This window comes from Mycobacterium sp. NS-7484, from assembly GCF_001953975.1.
GTDB lineage: Bacteria > Actinomycetota > Actinomycetes > Mycobacteriales > Mycobacteriaceae > Mycobacterium.
Map to the genome: position 1 here is coordinate 46,685 of NZ_MBEJ01000091.1, position 16,133 is coordinate 62,817.

17 protein-coding genes and 1 pseudogene are annotated in these 16,133 nt (G+C 67.0%); 8 read left to right on the plus strand and 10 right to left on the minus strand.

Annotated elements, in window-relative coordinates; all coding sequences use genetic code 11:
• Positions 1 to 18 precede the first annotated feature (18 nt).
• Positions 19 to 2,289 (plus strand): ATP-dependent DNA ligase, encoded by a 2,271-nt coding sequence (locus tag A5733_RS16685; protein WP_076240912.1) that lies wholly within the window; start codon positions 19 to 21, stop codon positions 2,287 to 2,289.
• A gap of 25 nt (positions 2,290 to 2,314) precedes the next feature.
• Here the strand turns inward: A5733_RS16685 and A5733_RS16690 are convergent, their stop codons facing one another.
• From A5733_RS16690 to A5733_RS16710, 5 genes are all read right to left on the minus strand, one after another.
• Positions 2,315 to 2,713: a hypothetical protein gene (locus tag A5733_RS16690; RefSeq protein ID WP_198938839.1), complete on the minus strand. Its 399-nt coding sequence runs from the start codon at positions 2,711 to 2,713 to the stop codon at positions 2,315 to 2,317.
• 121 nt (positions 2,714 to 2,834) lie between these two features.
• Positions 2,835 to 3,293 (minus strand): ribonuclease HI, encoded by a 459-nt coding sequence (rnhA, locus tag A5733_RS16695; protein WP_076240913.1) that lies wholly within the window; start codon positions 3,291 to 3,293, stop codon positions 2,835 to 2,837.
• A gap of 59 nt (positions 3,294 to 3,352) precedes the next feature.
• Positions 3,353 to 4,747 carry an acyl-CoA dehydrogenase family protein gene (locus A5733_RS16700; RefSeq protein WP_076240945.1) on the minus strand — a complete coding sequence of 465 codons (1,395 nt, stop codon included), beginning with the start codon at positions 4,745 to 4,747 and terminating at the stop codon, positions 3,353 to 3,355.
• A gap of 61 nt (positions 4,748 to 4,808) precedes the next feature.
• Positions 4,809 to 5,135, minus strand: a complete 327-nt coding sequence (locus A5733_RS16705) for a hypothetical protein (protein WP_067771103.1) — start codon at positions 5,133 to 5,135, stop codon at positions 4,809 to 4,811.
• A gap of 169 nt (positions 5,136 to 5,304) precedes the next feature.
• A complete protein-coding gene (locus tag A5733_RS16710; RefSeq protein ID WP_067771105.1) occupies positions 5,305 to 5,598 on the minus strand; it encodes a hypothetical protein in 294 nt (97 codons plus the stop codon).
• A 195-nt stretch (positions 5,599 to 5,793) separates the two neighbouring features.
• On the opposite strand from A5733_RS16710, the gene A5733_RS16715 reads away from it, so the two are divergent.
• A complete protein-coding gene (locus A5733_RS16715) occupies positions 5,794 to 6,201 on the plus strand; it encodes a DUF5709 domain-containing protein (protein ID WP_076240914.1) in 408 nt (135 codons plus the stop codon).
• Here A5733_RS16715 and A5733_RS16720 read toward each other — a convergent pair.
• Together A5733_RS16720 and A5733_RS16725 are read right to left on the minus strand one after the other, a co-directional pair.
• Positions 6,172 to 7,383, minus strand: coding sequence for an MFS transporter (locus A5733_RS16720; protein WP_076240946.1), 1,212 nt, complete (start codon positions 7,381 to 7,383; stop codon positions 6,172 to 6,174). The genes A5733_RS16715 and A5733_RS16720 overlap by 30 nt on opposite strands.
• Before the next feature lie 190 nt (positions 7,384 to 7,573).
• Positions 7,574 to 8,440 carry an LLM class flavin-dependent oxidoreductase gene (locus tag A5733_RS16725; protein ID WP_067771199.1) on the minus strand — a complete coding sequence of 289 codons (867 nt, stop codon included), beginning with the start codon at positions 8,438 to 8,440 and terminating at the stop codon, positions 7,574 to 7,576.
• A 62-nt stretch (positions 8,441 to 8,502) separates the two neighbouring features.
• Here A5733_RS16725 and A5733_RS16730 point away from each other — a divergent pair, with 62 nt between their 5' ends.
• A complete protein-coding gene (locus A5733_RS16730) occupies positions 8,503 to 9,687 on the plus strand; it encodes an MFS transporter (protein WP_076240915.1) in 1,185 nt (394 codons plus the stop codon).
• Here the strand turns inward: A5733_RS16730 and A5733_RS16735 are convergent.
• On the minus strand, positions 9,671 to 10,939 hold the full coding sequence (locus tag A5733_RS16735) for a diiron oxygenase (protein ID WP_076240916.1): 1,269 nt from the start codon (positions 10,937 to 10,939) through the stop codon (positions 9,671 to 9,673). The two genes, A5733_RS16730 and A5733_RS16735, sit on opposite strands and share 17 nt — an antisense overlap.
• A gap of 123 nt (positions 10,940 to 11,062) precedes the next feature.
• Between A5733_RS16735 and cobF the strand changes: the two genes are divergently transcribed.
• On the plus strand, positions 11,063 to 11,824 hold the full coding sequence (gene cobF, locus A5733_RS16740) for a precorrin-6A synthase (deacetylating) (RefSeq protein ID WP_076240917.1): 762 nt from the start codon (positions 11,063 to 11,065) through the stop codon (positions 11,822 to 11,824).
• Between the two features lie 6 nt (positions 11,825 to 11,830).
• The gene (locus A5733_RS16745) at positions 11,831 to 12,214 is read left to right on the plus strand and encodes a phage holin family protein (RefSeq protein ID WP_067771116.1); all 384 of its coding nucleotides are present in this window, start codon (positions 11,831 to 11,833) and stop codon (positions 12,212 to 12,214) included.
• Here the strand turns inward: A5733_RS16745 and A5733_RS16750 are convergent.
• Complete coding sequence (locus A5733_RS16750) at positions 12,185 to 13,933, minus strand: FUSC family protein (protein WP_083666245.1); 1,749 nt, start codon at positions 13,931 to 13,933, stop codon at positions 12,185 to 12,187. The genes A5733_RS16745 and A5733_RS16750 overlap by 30 nt on opposite strands.
• A 40-nt stretch (positions 13,934 to 13,973) precedes the next feature.
• Between A5733_RS16750 and A5733_RS27965 the strand changes: the two are divergent.
• The 3 genes and pseudogenes from A5733_RS27965 to A5733_RS16760 all read left to right on the plus strand — a co-directional run.
• A pseudogene (locus A5733_RS27965) lies at positions 13,974 to 14,219 on the plus strand (DNA-formamidopyrimidine glycosylase family protein); the annotation flags it as partial.
• Between the two features lie 123 nt (positions 14,220 to 14,342).
• Complete coding sequence (locus A5733_RS27970) at positions 14,343 to 14,831, plus strand: zinc finger domain-containing protein (RefSeq protein ID WP_233152712.1); 489 nt, start codon at positions 14,343 to 14,345, stop codon at positions 14,829 to 14,831.
• A 45-nt stretch (positions 14,832 to 14,876) separates the two neighbouring features.
• Positions 14,877 to 15,626, plus strand: a complete 750-nt coding sequence (locus tag A5733_RS16760) for an SDR family oxidoreductase (RefSeq protein ID WP_067771121.1) — start codon at positions 14,877 to 14,879, stop codon at positions 15,624 to 15,626.
• 15 nt (positions 15,627 to 15,641) lie between these two features.
• On the opposite strand, the gene A5733_RS16765 is transcribed toward A5733_RS16760, so the two are convergent.
• On the minus strand, positions 15,642 to 16,094 hold the full coding sequence (locus A5733_RS16765) for a hypothetical protein (RefSeq protein WP_083666247.1): 453 nt from the start codon (positions 16,092 to 16,094) through the stop codon (positions 15,642 to 15,644).
• Positions 16,095 to 16,133 lie beyond the last annotated feature (39 nt).

A 16,133-nucleotide genomic window follows, 5' to 3' on the forward strand; every position in this document is an offset into this window, starting at 1 on the left:
CACGTATAGGTTGGGAAGATGGAGCGTTATGAACGGGTTCGGCTGACGAATCCCGACAAGGTGCTCTACCCGGCCACCGGCACCACGAAAGCCGAGGTGTTCGACTATTACCTCAGCGTCGCCGAGGTGATGCTGCCGCACATCGCCGGACGCCCGGTGACCCGCAAACGCTGGCCCAACGGAGTCGCCGAGTCGTCCTTCTTCGAAAAACAGTTGGCCTCGTCGGCCCCGGACTGGCTTGAGCGCGGCACCATCGTGCACAAGTCCGGGACCACCTCGTACCCGATCATCAACACCCGCGAAGGTCTGGCCTGGATCGCCCAGCAGGCGTCGCTGGAAGTGCATGTGCCGCAATGGCGGTTCGATGCCGAGGGCAACCAGGGTCCGGCGACCCGCATCGTGTTCGATCTCGATCCGGGCGAGGGCGTCACGATGCCCCAGCTGTGCGAAGTCGCCCAGGCGGTGCGGGAATTGATGAGCGATATCGGATTGACGACATATCCGTTGACCAGCGGCAGCAAGGGCCTGCATCTGTATGTGCCGCTGGCCGATCCGATCAGTTCGCACGGGGCTTCGGTACTGGCCAAGCGGGTGGCCGTGCAGCTGGAACAGTCGATGCCCAAACTGGTCACCGCCACCATGACCCGCAGCCTGCGGGCCCAGAAGGTGTTCCTGGACTGGAGTCAGAACAACGCGGCCAAGACCACGATCGCCCCGTACTCACTGCGCGGACGCGATCATCCGACGGTGGCCGCGCCCCGCACGTGGGACGAGGTCGGTGATCCGAATCTGCGTCACCTGCGCTTCGACGAAGTGCTGCAACGGATTTCCGATGACGGTGACCTGCTGGCCGGGCTGGACGAGGACGCGCCGGTGGCCGACAAGCTCACCACGTACCGCAGCATGCGCGATGCCGCCAAGACACCGGAACCGGTACCGAAGAACGCGCCGACGACCGGCAATAACGATGCGTTCGTCATCCAGGAACACCATGCCCGGCGCTTGCACTACGACTTCCGTCTGGAGCGCGACGGAGTGCTCGTCAGCTGGGCGGTGCCCAAGAATCTTCCCGACACCACGTCGGTGAATCACCTTGCCGTGCATACCGAAGACCATCCGATGGAATACCTGACGTTTCACGGCGAGATACCCAAGGGCGAATACGGCGGCGGCAAGGTCATCATCTGGGACACCGGCACCTACGAGGCCGAGAAGTTCCGCGATCATTCGCCCGACGGCCCGGACAAGGGTGGGGAAGTGATCGTCACGCTGCACGGCGAGAAGGTCAACGGGCGTTACGCACTGATCCAGACCGATGGCAAGAACTGGCTCGCGCACCGGATGAAGGACCAGAAGGCCTCGGCCCCCGACCCCAAGGATTTCTCGCCGATGCTGGCGACCGAGGGGTCGATGGCGAAACTCAAGGCCTCCCAGTGGGCGTTCGAAGGCAAGTGGGATGGCTACCGGCTGCTGGTCGAGGTCGATCACGGTCGGCTGCAACTGCGTTCGCGCCGCGGCCGCGACGTCACCGCCGAGTACCCGCAGTTCGAGGCACTGGCCGCTGATCTCGCCGACCACCACGTGGTGCTGGACGGCGAGGCGGTGGCGCTGGATGACTCCGGGGTGCCCAGCTTCGGTGAGATGCAGAACCGGGCCCGCTCCACCCGGGTGGAGTTCTGGGCCTTCGACATCCTGTGGCTCGACGGACGATCGTTGTTGCGCGCCAAGTACTCCGACCGCCGAAAGCTGTTGGAAGCACTGGCCGCCGGCGGCGGGTTGATCGTGCCCGAGCCGCTGGCCGGCGATGGCCCGGAAGCGATGGAGCACGCGCGGGAGAACCGGTTCGAGGGCGTCGTCGCGAAGAAACGGGACTCGACATACCAGCCGGGCCGCCGCTCGGCGTCGTGGATCAAGGACAAGATCTGGAACACCCAGGAAGCGGTGATCGGGGGCTGGCGCCAGGGCGAGGGCGGCCGCAGCAGCGGCATCGGTGCCCTACTGCTCGGGATACCCGGCGCCGACGGTCTGCAGTTCGTCGGGCGGGTCGGAACCGGGTTCACCGACAAGGAACTCGCCAAGCTCAAGGGCATCCTCGAACCCCTGCACACCAAGGAATCGCCGTTCGACAAACCGCTGCCGCGGCCGGATGCCAAGGGGGTCACCTTCGTGCGGCCGGAACTGGTGGGGGAGGTGCGCTACAGCGAGCGCACCTCGGATCACCGGCTGCGCCAACCCAGTTGGCGTGGATTGCGGACGGACAAGACGCCCGACGAGGTGGTGTGGGAATGAAACACCCGGTCACACAGCGCGTCCCTCAACCAACGCGAATATCCGTCAATTCGATGGAGACAACTAGCTGGTCGGGGATGGGACGACCCGCGTCGTCGCGTACGTAGATCATGCGCTTCGCCGGAACGATGATGCCGTCGATGTCCTCGAATTCCGAGACGTAATGCGCCGCCGGTGATCCCCCGGCGATGTCGACCTGGTAGTCACGTCGCCGGATCAGGCCGTCGTCGTCGACGTAGAGCACCTGCTGCGGACTGTGGGTGGCGATGTTCGGCGGGTAGTCGACGTGGAGCCGGCGCCAGATCTGTCCCTCTTCGTCCCACTTCGGGCCCTCGGTGACCGTGACTCCCGGCAACGTCAGGTTGAAGGGCTCGGCGAGATAGGTCGCCACGACAGCGCCGAACTGGCTGACGGTAGTGAACAATCCCTCGAATTCCGTGGAATCGACGATAGATGCGAACCTGGCTTCAGAATCAGGATGGACCAGGGTTGGCAGGACTTCACCGAACCGTTCCGCCCCTAGCGCTGCTCGGACCCTGAACCGGCTACGTGACCGGTGAACCCTCGAGCGCTTCCCGCAGGCCCCGCGTCGCCAGCACGTCGGCCAACTCGTTGTCGACGACCCCGGAGTGCCCCTTCACCCAGAACCACTCGACCTGGTGCCGCAGGCAGGCGGCCTGCAGTCGCTGCCAGAGGTCGACGTTCTTCACCGGCTGCTTCGCGGCGGTCAGCCAACCGTTGCGTTCCCAGCCGAGCACCCATTTGGTGATGCCGTTGCGGACATAGGTGCTGTCGGTGTGCAGGTGCACCACCACGGGCCGGGTCAGCGCCTCCAGCGCCATGATCGGCGCCATCAGCTCCATCCGGTTGTTGCTGGTGATCCCCGGGTCGCCGCCGTACATCTCCCGCACGTGCTCGCGGTGGCGCAGCACCGCACCCCAGCCACCGGGGCCGGGATTGGGCCGGCAGCCGCCGTCGGTGTGGATGATCACGGGGTCGGTCATGCGCTGAGGATAGGCAACCGCGTCGAGTCGTCGGCGATCCGACACGAGCGGCGCACACCTCACCTGCGCGGCGGCTGCAACACTTTCATCGCCAACCGCATCACCGGTTCGGGCACCCGGTCCTTGGCCGACAACGCCGCGCCAGCCGCTCGCGTGCGCAGCGGCGTGCCACGGCCGAACCACCGGTTCAACGGCCCGCCGGAGGGCTCAAGGTCGACGTGCAGTGGCGGCTTGCCATCAGCGGCGCCGAGGGCGTGCGCGATGACGATGCGCTGGATCTCGCTGGTGCCCTCAAAGATCGTGTATAGCTTGGCATCCCGGTACCACTTCTCCACCGGGTGGTCGGTGATGTAGCCCCAGCCGCCCATGGTCTGGATCGCCTGCTCGGTGGCCCGCACGGCCACCTCGCTGGCGCCTAGCTTGGACATCGACCCCTCGCCACGCTCGAACGGCACGCCGGTGGCGGCCATCCAGGACGCCCGCCAGGTGAGCAGCCGGGCCGCGTCGATCTGGGTGGCCAGGTTGGCGAGGGGAAACGCGATGCCCTGGTTGTCGATGATCGGTGCCCCGAAGGCCTCCCGGCGGTTCGCGTACTCCGTCGTGTATTCCAAAGCCGCCCTGGCGATTCCGAGTGCCTGGGCGGCCACCATCGGGCGGGTCTGCTCGAAGGTGCCCAGGGTGGCGGAGCCGGAATGCCTGCCGCCTTCGACCGCCTCACGGGCCCGGGCCAGCTTGTACTCGAGTTTGTCGTGGCCGCCGAGCAGATTGGCGGCCGGGACCCGGACGTTGTCGAACTTGAGCTCGGCCGTGTGCGAGGCCCGGCAGCCGAGCTTGTCGAGTTTGCGCACCATCTCCAGGCCTGGTGTGCCGCCTTCCACGACGAACAGCGCCTGGCCCTTGTGCCCGAGTTCTTTGTCGACGACCGCGTTGACGACGTGCACGTTGGCGATACCGCCGTTGCCGATCCACATCTTGTGGCCGTTGATGATCCAGTCCGCTTCGGGACCGGAGCCGTCGCGCACCGCGTACGTGCGGAGGTTGCGCACATCGCTGCCGCCCTCGGGTTCGGAGATCGCCAGCGCGGCGAGTTTCAGATCACCGGGGGTGCCGAAGCATTCGGGCGCCCACTGCAGCATCTGTTCGGGTGAGGCGGCTTGACCGATTGCCGACAACGCCAGTGCCGGCATCACGACGGCCAGGCCGATCCCGGCGCAACCCCAGAACAGTTCCTCCATGAACATCGGGAGAGACAGTCCGCTCGGGTCGCCGATCAGATCGCGATAGAACAGCGGGTTGTAGAAGCCGCGCACCGCCGCTTCTTCGAGCACCGGCCACGGGAACTCTTGCCGTCGGTCGTAGTCGGCGGCGACCGGGCGCACGACCTGCTCGGCGAACTCATGGGCACGTCGGGCCAGGTCGTGCTGGGCGGCGGTGGGCGTGATGTCGAATGCCACGACGAGTCGGATACCCAACTCGTGCCGCTACCGAACTCCGGGTCGATGTCAGCCGGCGATGTCAGCCCGAAGGTGGACTGGCCGCTGCAATCCGGCGCTGCGCTTCGGCAGGCGAGATCCGAAGCCGCCTGGCGAGCACCGCGACCGGGTCGAATCGAGGCGGCGAGACGTTGTCGGTGGCAACCATCCGCCCGAGCAGCCGCTGCTGGGCGGTGGCCAACCGTTTCTCCCCGGCGCTGAGCCGGCTCAGGACCTCCTGTAGCTCCGAGCGTGTCAGTGCGTGCACCGACAGCGCGTCGATTTCTTTGCAAGCTGCGTTCAGGTGATCGAGCGCGTCACCGACGATCGTCCGCTCGATGTCCCTCTCGGAAACCAATATCGAACTCATGTTCGGTACCGTACGCCGACGCACCGACAACCCCGTGGGAGGTGATCGGGGTGGAGCGCAAACAATCGGCCGCACGAATTGTGCGGCCGATTGCAGGCGTCGGCTTATCCAAACCGGCTGATTCCGGTCTGGCGGCTCAAAACAAATATGTGCCTGGTTTTATTCCCACTCAGCAGGCGACGTCGACATATGCCGTCTTCGAAATGACGGTGGTGTTTATCGAACTGCCGCCCCTGGAATCGTTGGTGGCAATGGTTTGTCCCTGACGCACCCCGAGTACCGTGCAATCGGCCAGCGGGGCCGCGCCCGTACGGTTGACGATGACGTGATATCCGCTGGTCTGCAAACTTTTCACGGTCTGTTCGGCCGACTGTCCGGTCGGAGCGGCCGCGGCGACGCCCCCGAGAAAAACTCCCGCGGTCAACGTGCCCGCGGCCAATGTGGCGATGGTATATGACTTCATTTCCCAACCCTCCGTCGTAGGCCGCACCGCAAGTCCCGCAACTTTCGGTTACTGCCTATGACGTTTAATTGGGGATTCGGTTCGAAAATTCCACAATTCTCAGCTGAAATTGCGGAATTTCTCAGGGTTCCGTCCGTTGGTCCCGGCGACGCCGTGCTGGTGTCGGCGGCGGCCGGAATGTGCCATCGTTGAAAGATGAGTACTGACGGGTACAGCGTCGACGACGAAGACCAGTTGACTCAGGAGGACACCCTGATCGACCGGGGTGTGGACGATCTGCTCGACGAGGGCTACTCGCCGCCCGAGCGTTGGCTCAAGCCAGGCGAGGACGAATCCCTCGACGAGCTGTTGGCGGCCGAAGAGCCCGATCCCGCCATGCAACTCGATGACTCCGACACCCCCGACGAGCAGGCCGGCGACGACGAGGTCGGTGATCGGCGTTCGGGCCGACTGGTCGCCCCGGATGCGGGCTTCGGTGTGGACGACGAGGCCGAACTGTTCGGCATCGATGTCGGTATCGACGGCGGCGCGGCCTCCGCCGAAGAGGCTGCGGTCCACATCATCCCGCCGACATCACCGGGTGGCGGTCCGCTTCTGCAGTAACACCGACACCGTGAAGACCGCCAGGCCGCCGACGGCCAGCAGCGCGCCGGCTGCCGCCGGAGCCGTGTAACCCAGGCCCGCCGCGATCACCAGACCGCCCACCCAGGCGCCGGTGGCATTACCGATGTTGAGTGCGGAATGGTTGAGCGCGGCGGCCAGCGTCTGCGCATCGTGCGCGACGTCCATCAGTCGGGTCTGCAGCGCCGGCCCGACTGCGGAGCCGGCCATGCCCACGCCGAACAACAGCGGCAGCGCGGTCCACGGGCTGTGCGATCCCAGCGAGAACGCGGTCAGTAGGACGGCCAGGGCGCCCAGCGACAGGTACAGCGCCCGGACCACCGAGGCATCGGCCAACCGGCCACCGATCAGGTTGCCGCACACCATGCCGAGGCCGAACACCATGAGCGCCACCGGGACCAGCGACCGCGGCAAACCGGTCACATCCGTCATCGTGGTGCTGATGTAGGTGTACACCGCGAACATCCCGCCGAAGCCGATCATGCCCACGAGGACGGCCAGCCAGACCTGCGGGCGGCGCAGCGCGCCGAGCTCGGTCAGCGGGCTGGTGACGTGCATGGACCGCAGGTGCTCGGGCAGCCATCGCCACAGCGCGGTCACGGTGATCAGCCCGATGGCCACGACCAGGCCGAACGCGTTTCGCCAGCCCGATGATTGACCCAGCCAGGACGCCAGCGGCACACCCAACACGGTGGCGACGGTCAGACCGCACAACACATACGCCACGGCTTTGGCACGGTTTTGCGGCCCCATCAGATGTGCGGCGGCGAGTGCGGCGATACCGAAGAACGCACCGTGTGGCAGGCCGGCGACGAACCGTGCGATGACCAACGCCGGATAGCTGGGCGCCAGCATGCTGGCCAGATTGCCGAGCGTGAACACCACCATCAGGGTGAGTATCAATGCCTTCCGTGGCCACCGTGCGGTCAGCGCGGCGATCACCGGCGCACCGACGACGACACCCAGGGCATAGGCCGAGATGACGTGGCCCGCGGTCGGCTCACCGATCCGGAAGCCGGCGGCGATGTCGGGCAGCAGCCCCATCGCGACGAACTCGGTGGTGCCGATCCCGAAGCCGCCGAGGGCCAGGGCGAACACCGCGAGCATGCGCACCATGGGATCGGGGGCCACGACGGCGCGGGCATGGTCGAGAGAGGACGTCATGTGAGGCAGGCTTTCCGAGGTTCGCGGACTGGAGCTCTCGGACAGCATTGGCGAGAACGGCGGGTGCAACGCTAACGGCGCGTCGAGTGTTCCCTCAAATTCATGACGCCAAGCCCGCCGCTTTCCACGCCTGGGCGGTGGATCGGCGCCGGCCGCGACCCTGGTGTGGAAAACCGCGCAAAAGCTTGGGCTAGACCTTGGCGATGACGTTCTCGGCGAACTTCTCCAGGTGCCGGATCTTGCGGTCCAGCGGCTCGGTGTCGTCGCCCTTGATGTAGGGCAGGCGGAAGCCGACGATCACGTCGGTGACGCCCTTGTCCTCCAACCGTTTGATACCGTCGAGGGTGAACGCGTCACCGGAGATCACGTGGATCTCGAAATCTCCGGTCTGCCCCTCTTCCTCACGGATCTGGTTCAACCGCGTCAACAGCTGGTCGAGTTCCTCGGGGCTGCCGCCACCATGCATCCAGCCGTCGTTGCGGGCGGCGCGACGTAATGCCGCTTCGGCATGCCCACCGACCAGGATCGACACCGGCTTCGACGGCGCCGGGGTCATCTTCGTCTTGGGGATGTCGTAGAACTCGCCGTGGTACTCGAAGTATTCGCCGGTGGTCAGGCCGCGGATGATGTCGATGCACTCGTCCATCCGCTTGCCGCGGCGGGCGAACGGCACGCCGAGCAGTTCGTAGTCCTCGGGCCACGGGCTGGTGCCCACGCCGAGGCCCAGCCGGTTGTCGAACAACGCGTTGAGCGAGCCGACCTGCTTGGCCACCAGGGCCGGCGGGCGGATCGGCAGCTTGAGGACGAAGAAGTTGAACTTGAGCGTGGTGGTGACCGCGCACAGTGCCGACGCCATCACGAAGGCTTCCACAAAGGCCTTGCCGTCGAGGAACTCCCGGTTGCCGTCGGGGGTGTACGGGTACTTCGAGTCGGATTCGAAGGGGTAGGCGACGCTGTCGGCGATCGTCATGGCGTGATAGCCGGCGGCCTCAGCGGCCTGGGCCAACGGGATGTAGTAGGTGGGATCGGTCATGGCTTCGGCGTAGGTGAACCGCATGCCGTACACACTAGAACGTGTTCTAGTTCTGTGGGGGCGGATCGGGCAGGCATGATGACCGGGTGCCTGCGTGGCTGACCCGCAACGTCCGGGTGCTCTCGGCGGTGTCCTTCCTGCAGGACACCGCGAGCGAACTGCTCTACCCGCTGCTGCCCATCTATCTGACCGCCGTGCTCGGCGCCCCGCCGGCGGTGGTCGGTGCGGTGGAGGGCGCGGCCGAGGGCGCGGCGGCGATGACGAAGCTGGCCGCCGGCCCGCTCGGGGACCGATACGCCAAGCGGCCGTTGATCGCCACCGGCTACGGCATGGCGGCTCTGGGCAAGGTCATGGTGGCCGCGGCGAGCACGTGGTCCGGGGTACTGGCCGGCCGGGTGGTCGACCGCCTGGGCAAAGGGATCCGCGGGGCGCCGCGAGACGCGTTGCTGGTCGCCGATATCGACGACGCGGCCCGGGGCCGGGTATTCGGATTCCACCGGGCCATGGACACTTTCGGTGCGGTGGTCGGGCCGCTGCTGGGGTTGGCCGGCTACGAGCTGCTTGACCATCAGATCGCGCCGCTGCTGTGGGTGGCTGTGGTGCCGGCGGTGCTGAGTGTGGGGTTGGTGTTCCTGGCCTCAAAAGGGGACGGGGCGAGGGGCCGGCGCGTCGAGTCGGTCCGTCAGCCGGTGTTCGCTCGTGTGCGTGAGCTGCCCGGCCGCTACTGGCGGGTGACGGCGGTGCTGGTGGCGTTCGGGCTGGTGAATTTCCCCGACGCGCTGTTGTTGTTGCGGCTCAACGAGATCGGCTTCTCGGTCGTCGAGGTCATCCTGGCCTACGTCACCTACAACGCGGTGTACGCGATCTCCAGCTTCCCGGCCGGGCTGCTGGCCGACCGGATCGGGCGACTACCGGTGTTCGGGATCGGCCTGGTGTTCTTCGCGATCGGTTACGCCGGGTTGGGGCTGACCACCGACCCGCTGGTGGCCTGGCTGCTGATCGGGTTCTACGGCCTGTTCACCGGTTGCACCGACGGGGTCGGCAAGGCTTGGGTGTCGTCGCTGGTCGGTGCCGATCTGCAGGGCAGTGCACAAGGAGTTTTCCAGGGGCTCAGCGGTTTTGCCGTGCTGGGCGCCGGGGTGTGGGCCGGGCTGGCCTGGACTGCCGTTCCAGGTCAGCCCGGCCAGTTGCCGCTGTTGATCTCTGGGATCGGCGGCGCGGTGTTCGCGGCCGGGTTGCTCGGCCGCGCGATGTTCACCCGGCGGCGGTGACGTTCACGGAATCGAGCTCGAAGGGCGGTTCGCCGACGCCGACGATCGAATGCGTGCCCTGCGAGGTGCGTTCGGTGATGCGGGCGTCGACCGTGCGGGTGCCGATGCTGATCCGGACGGCTCCCGGGGCCAGCGTGTCCGGTGCATCGAGGATCGTTCCGCGCCAATGGAATCGGCCGTCGATCGGAACGAGATGACCGGCCAACCGCACGTGGACCCGGCGGTCACCGCCTCCGGCGTCGAGAATGGCGAACCCGTCGTACACCTCTTCGGTCACGCCGTCGTCGGCATCCGCGGGACCGGCCGGCAGAGCGGTGTGGCCGTCTGGGGTGCGAGGCGGCAGGAAGCCGGCCCGCCGCCACATCCGGCGACCGATGCGACCCATCAGGCCGACCTCTTCGAGGAAGGCCGCCAGCGGGGCGAAGCCGGAGATCTGCACGTCACGGCGGTGGGCGCTGGCCCGGGCCATGCGACGGGCCGCACGTGCGTCGAGACCGACCCGGGCGTACTGCACCTTGTTGGTGAACAGGTAGCGGAAGAACGGCCCGCCTGCGCCGTTGAGGTTGGCCACCCAGGCCCGCTTGTACCAGGGCATCGACGGCGTGCGCTTACGCAGCCCGTCGCGCGCGAATTGGATGTGCCGAGCTTCCTCGGTGACGTGAATACGCATGAGCCGCTGCACCATCGGCTGCAGCTCGGGGTCGTCCATCATCTGACGCTGCAGCGAGTCGAAGATCTCCTCACCGACGAGCGCGGCCACCCACAGCACCGAGCCGCGGAAGACGAACGGCAGCGAGTTGATGATGATGCGCTGGTAGAGCCGCGGGCGCACCGGCTTGGCGCCGATCTTGTCGATGGCCTTGCCGAACATCACCATGTGCCGGGTCTCGTCGCCGAGTTCGGTGAGCTCGTAGTGGGTGGAATGCGAGGTCGGATCCTGATGCATCATCTTGCGCAGCAGTGACTGGTTGAGGATGTTCTCGAACCAGATGCCCGCCGACAGCGTGTTGGCCAGCTCCTGTCGGGACAGCTCGATCTGCTCTTCACGGGACATCTTGTCCCACAACGGGGTTCCGTACAGTGACACGATCCGCGGCGGCAGGAAGAACTTGTCCGGGTCCAGCGGTGCATCCCAGTCGATGTCGACGACCGGCGCGTACGACTTGCGCACAGACCCCTTGAGCAGGCGCTCGGAAAACGCGTCCCGCGTCGCGGTGGTGGCCGAACCGGTGGATCTGACGGAAGCTGTCACCGTTGACGTCCCTTCATCATGTGCCCCCTTGGCTCGACGGTAGGTACCGACAACGCGAGATGTCAATACCCCGGGTACCGGATACTTCGAGTACCCGGTTTCGTTTCGGTTAACCTTCCAGGCGTGCGTCGTATCCACGTCATCGGAATCGGGGCCGGTGATCCGGACTTCGTGACGGCCCAGGCCATTTCCGCGCTCAACGACACCCAGGTGTTCTTCGCGATGGACAAGGGCCCGCGCCGCGGCTCGACTGATGAGCTGGTCGCGGTACGCAAGCAGATCTGCGACCGGTTCATCACCGATCCCGACGGCTACCGGTTCGTCGAACTGGTCGACCCGCCGCGCGCCGCGGCCGACGACGTTGCCGGCTATCGCCAGGTGGTGGCCGACTGGCATGCCGAGCGCGCCCGGATCTGGGCGGCAGCCATCGAAACCGAACTCGGGCCCGACGGCATCGGGGCCTTTCTGGCCTGGGGCGACCCGTCGCTGTACGACAGCACGCTGCGAATCCTGGACACAGTGGCCGCGTACGTGGATTTCGAGTACGACGTCATCCCGGGCATCACCGCCATCCAGGTGCTGACCGCCCGGCATCGCATCCCGCTCAACGACGTCGGCGAACCCGTGCTGATCACGACCGGCCGTCAATTGCGCGAGCACGGATTGACCGGAAGCGCCGTGGTGATGCTCGACGCCGACTGCTCATTTCAGCAGTGCCCGCCACAGACCCGGATCTGGTGGGGCGCCTATCTGGGCACGCCGGATGAGTTGCTCTACGCGGGAACGGTCGGCGAGATCGGCGACGAGATCGTAGCTGCGCGTGCGGACGCCAGAACCCGCCATGGCTGGATCATGGACACGTACCTGCTGCGCTCGGCAGACTGAGCGCCCATGAGCTCATTTCTGCTGCGCGCCGCATTGACCGGAGTAGCCCTCTGGGTGGTCACCCTCATCGTGCCGGGGATGAGCTTCGTCGGCGGCGACTCGACGATCTCCAGGGTCGGCATCATCTTCGTCGTCGCGGTGATCTTCGGACTGGTCAACGCGTTCATCAAGCCGATCGTGCAGATCCTGTCGATCCCGCTCTACATCCTCACCCTCGGCCTGTTCCACATCGTGATCAATGCGCTGATGTTGTGGATCACCTCGTGGATCACCGACAACACCACCGGCTGGGGCCTGCATATCGATCAGTTCTGGTGGACCGCCATCTGGGCGGCGATCGTGCTGTCGGTGGTGAGCTGGCTACTGTCGTTCGTCAAGGCCGTCGCGTAGGACCGAAACCTGTTCTCGCAGCGCCTCGGCGGTGTCGGCGGCCGCGCGCATTCCGGTGTCGGTGCCGCCGTCATGCTCAGCGGCCCAACACGCGGCCAACGTACGGTACGCGAGCTGTTCGGTAGCCACCACCGTCGGCCACATCCCTTCGGCCCCAAGGCGTTGCGTTGCCGATCCGCCGACACTCGCGTCGTAAGCGGGCAGTAACTCCATCACCCGCAGTTGCAGATCACGACGTTCGGCCCGGGCCGCCGGGGAGCTGACGTCTGCGGCCGCCAGGTGCGGCAGCGTCGCGGTGATCGCCTCCAACGTGCCGGTGATCGCCGTGGGCAGGCCGGTCGGATGGCGCAGACGTTGGGTGGCCCAGTACACCGCCAACGCCACCGCACAGCCGATCAGCGTGTCGCTGCCGCGGGTGAGCAGCAGCTCGCCGAGGTTCGCGACGCGCACGCCGCCGGAGGCGATCGTGAGCGCGGCGGGCGTGATGAACACGACGGCCAGGGTGTAGTTGCGCACCACGTACATCTCGATGACGAACTGCAGGGCACCGATCACGAGCACGAGCCATAAACCCTGCGGGTGCAGGGCCAGAATCGCCCCGGCCACGCCGAGCCCCAGCCAGGTGCCCAGTGTCCGCTCGACGCTGCGGGTCAGCGTGCGCTGCCAGTCGAAGCCCTGGTGCAGCATGAGGACAGCGGCCGCCATGGCCCAGTACGCATGCGTCATCGTCAGGGCCTGCGACATCAGCACCGCGATGACGCCCGAGATCAGCACCGCCACGCCGACCCGCGCGGCCAACTGCAGGGACACCGAACCCGGCGTCACCGCCCGGCGCAGCAAGCGCAGCACGCTCGGCCGGCCCAGCGGAACCCCTTCGGCGCCATGCTCATCGGTGACCGCGTCGGCGGGCACCGTGGCCAGGTGCCGGGCCAGGGCGGCGCCATCGGGCGGAGCGGGCACACCCATGTCAGCGGCCCTCATCGCCTCGGCGAACAACACGTGCAGGCGCCGGTTGACGACCCGCAACCGATACAGTGCCCGATCGGGCTTGGGTTGCACCGGTTGGTAGTTGACCAACGTGACCCATGCGGCGTGCAGCAACAACGCCGCTTTATGCCGGGTATCGCCCGTGGGGTTTTCGATGTAGGCCGCGACGGCGCCCGCGGCCGCGGCCACCGCGGCCTTCTCGGGACCGCGGGGCCGAACCAACGCGCCCGACATGTGGACCAACCAGGCGAACGCGCCGCCGGCCAACACCAGCGTGGCGTGATGGGCCGGGCTCAGGTGCAGTGTCGCCGGCGTACCGGTGCCGGCCGCGCAGGCCAGCACCAACATGTACGCCCCGGGCGGTCCGACGGACAGGGCATGGCAGACCAGGGTGGCCAACGCGGCGATGATCGTCACCGTCAGCACGCCCAGCCACGGCGCCGAGGACGCCCAATCGCCCAGCGCCACCGCGGCGGCAAAGCACACCGCGATCACGGCGAGATACGCGCCGCGATTCAGGTAAGGGCGACCACTGCCGTACAGCGAGGTGAATCCACCGATGGTGGCGATCAGACCGGCGGTGGTGTCACCGGCCAGCCAACCCACCAGAACCGGTACTGCCATGCAGATTCCGGCGCGCAGGGCGAACGGCCAGCGACGCGGGACACTGTTGATCACGAAGATGCCGCGCAGGGGATGAGTGGTCGCTCGGGGAGCCGGGCGGTCAGACATGTTTACAGCATGCGCGGCGTTTCGCTGACACACTGGACCCATGCCCGAACTGCCCGAAGTCGAGGCGCTAGCCGATCATCTACGCCGGCACGCCACCGGCCGCGAGGTCACCCGGATCGACGTGGCCGCGTTGTCGGTGCTCAAGACGTTCGATCCGCCGACGACGGCGCTGCACGGCCAGACCGTGACCGGGGCGAACCGCTGGGGTAAGTACCTCGGTCTCGAAGTCGGCCCCTGGCACCTGATCACGCATCTGTCGCGGGCGGGTTGGCTGCATTGGTCGGACAAGCTGTCGCCGACGCCGCTCAAGCCCTCCGGGAAGGGGCCGATCGCGCTGCGCGTACATCTGGACGAGGGGGTCGGCTTCGATCTGACCGAGGCCGGAACCCAGAAACGGCTGGCGGTGTGGGTGGTCGGCGATCCGCTCGATGTCCCGCAGATCGCCTCGCTGGGCCCGGATGCCCTGTCACTCGATGCCGCCGGACTGGAGAGCGTGCTCGCCGGGAATTCGGGCCGGATCAAGACCGTGATCACCGATCAAAAGGTGATCGCCGGCATCGGCAACGCCTACAGCGACGAGATCCTGCACGTGGCCAAGCTGTCGCCCTTCGCCACCGCGGGCAAGCTCACCGATGCCCAACTCGGTGCGCTGCACGACGCGATGATCACGGTGCTCACCGATGCGGTGTCCCGGTCGGTCGGTCAGCAGGCCGCGACGTTGAAGGGGGAGAAGAGGTCCGGCCTGCGGGTGCACGCCAGGACCGGGCTGCCGTGCCCGGTGTGCGGAGACACCGTGCGGGAGGTGTCTTTTGCCGACAAGTCGTTCCAGTACTGCCCGACGTGTCAGACCGGCGGCAAAGTGCTGGCCGACCGGCGGATGTCCCGGTTACTCAAGTAGCGGTCCGCATTTTTGACAGTTGTCTAACTCGGTTATCCTGCAGCGATGACCCGTCAGAAGATCCTCATCACCGGCGCCAGCTCTGGACTGGGCGCGGGCATGGCCCGCCAGTTCGCGGCCAAGGGCCGTGACCTGGCGCTGTGTGCTCGCCGCACCGACCGGCTCGATGAGCTCAAGGCCGAGCTGGCCGATCGGCATCCGTATATCAAGATCGCGGTCGCGGCGTTGGACGTCAACGACCACGAGGCGGTGCCGCGGGTGTTCGGTGAGTTGTCCGAGGAACTGGGCGGCATCGACCGCGTGATCGTCAACGCGGGGATCGGCAAGGGCTGGCCGCTGGGCGAGGGTAAACCGTGGGCCAACAAGGCCACCATCGAAACCAATCTGATCGCCGGACTGGTGCAGATCGAAACCGCGCTGGAGATGTTCAAAAAGTCCGGCAGCGGTCATCTGGTGCTGATCTCGTCGGTGCTGGGCAACACGGGTGTGCCCGGCGGGAAGGCCGCCTACTGCGCGAGCAAGGCCGGTATGACCTCGCTGGGCGAGTCGCTGCGCGCCGAGTACGACAAAGGGCCGATCCGGGTGACCGTCGTCGAACCGGGCTACATCGAGTCGGAGATGACGGCCAAATCGGCGACCACCATGTTGATGGTCGACAACGAGACCGGGGTGCGGGCCATGGTCGAGGCCATCGAGAAGGAAAAGGGCCGCGCCGTGGTCCCGCGTTGGCCGTGGGCGCCGTTGACCCAGGTGATGCGCTTGCTGCCACCGAAGTACACCAAGCGCTTCGCCTGAGCCGTCCGCGTTAGGTCAGGGAGCCGGAACCTGCACGCAGCCCACGCCGGGAAGGCAACCGCCGCCACCGCCGGGGCCGCCGCTACCGGTGGGTCCGCCGGGGATCGAGCCGCCGCCGCCACCGGGGCCGCCGCTACCGGTGGGTCCGCCGGGAATGGAGCCGCCGCCGCCACCGGGGCCGCCGCCGCCGGTGGGTCCGCCGGGAATGGAGCCGCCGCCACCCTCGGGACCACCGCCGCCGGTGGGTCCGCCGGGAATGGACCCGCCGCCACCTTCGGCACCGCCACCGCCGGTGGGTCCGCCGGGGACTGCGCCTTCACCACCGGTGGCCGGAGCCGGCGACGTCTCCATCGTGGTGGTGACGGTTGTGGTGGTCAGTGACGATGTCGTCGGGGCGGTGTCTTCACTCGAACCGCACCCCACAAGCAGCGGTGCCGCGGTGAGCGCCACGCCCATCCCGACTGTCATCGACCACTTTCGGAGGGATGGCCAGGTACCGCTCGTGCA

What these genes read in the sequence shown, in the direction of transcription:
- A5733_RS16710 (WP_067771105.1), bottom strand. Translation starts at nt 5,598, where the DNA reads ATGAAGTCATATACCATCGCCACATTGGCCGCGGGCACGTTGACCGCG.
- A5733_RS16705 (WP_067771103.1), bottom strand. Translation starts at nt 5,135, where the DNA reads ATGAGTTCGATATTGGTTTCCGAGAGGGACATCGAGCGGACGATCGTC.
- A5733_RS16745 (WP_067771116.1), top strand. Translation starts at nt 11,831, where the DNA reads ATGAGCTCATTTCTGCTGCGCGCCGCATTGACCGGAGTAGCCCTCTGG.
- A5733_RS16715 (WP_076240914.1), top strand. Translation starts at nt 5,794, where the DNA reads ATGAGTACTGACGGGTACAGCGTCGACGACGAAGACCAGTTGACTCAG.
- A5733_RS16725 (WP_067771199.1), bottom strand. Translation starts at nt 8,440, where the DNA reads ATGCGGTTCACCTACGCCGAAGCCATGACCGATCCCACCTACTACATC.
- rnhA (WP_076240913.1), bottom strand. Translation starts at nt 3,293, where the DNA reads ATGACCGACCCCGTGATCATCCACACCGACGGCGGCTGCCGGCCCAAT.
- A5733_RS16765 (WP_083666247.1), bottom strand. Translation starts at nt 16,094, where the DNA reads ATGACAGTCGGGATGGGCGTGGCGCTCACCGCGGCACCGCTGCTTGTG.
- A5733_RS16720 (WP_076240946.1), bottom strand. Translation starts at nt 7,383, where the DNA reads ATGACGTCCTCTCTCGACCATGCCCGCGCCGTCGTGGCCCCCGATCCC.
- A5733_RS16760 (WP_067771121.1), top strand. Translation starts at nt 14,877, where the DNA reads ATGACCCGTCAGAAGATCCTCATCACCGGCGCCAGCTCTGGACTGGGC.
- A5733_RS16750 (WP_083666245.1), bottom strand. Translation starts at nt 13,933, where the DNA reads ATGTCTGACCGCCCGGCTCCCCGAGCGACCACTCATCCCCTGCGCGGC.
- A5733_RS16685 (WP_076240912.1), top strand. Translation starts at nt 19, where the DNA reads ATGGAGCGTTATGAACGGGTTCGGCTGACGAATCCCGACAAGGTGCTC.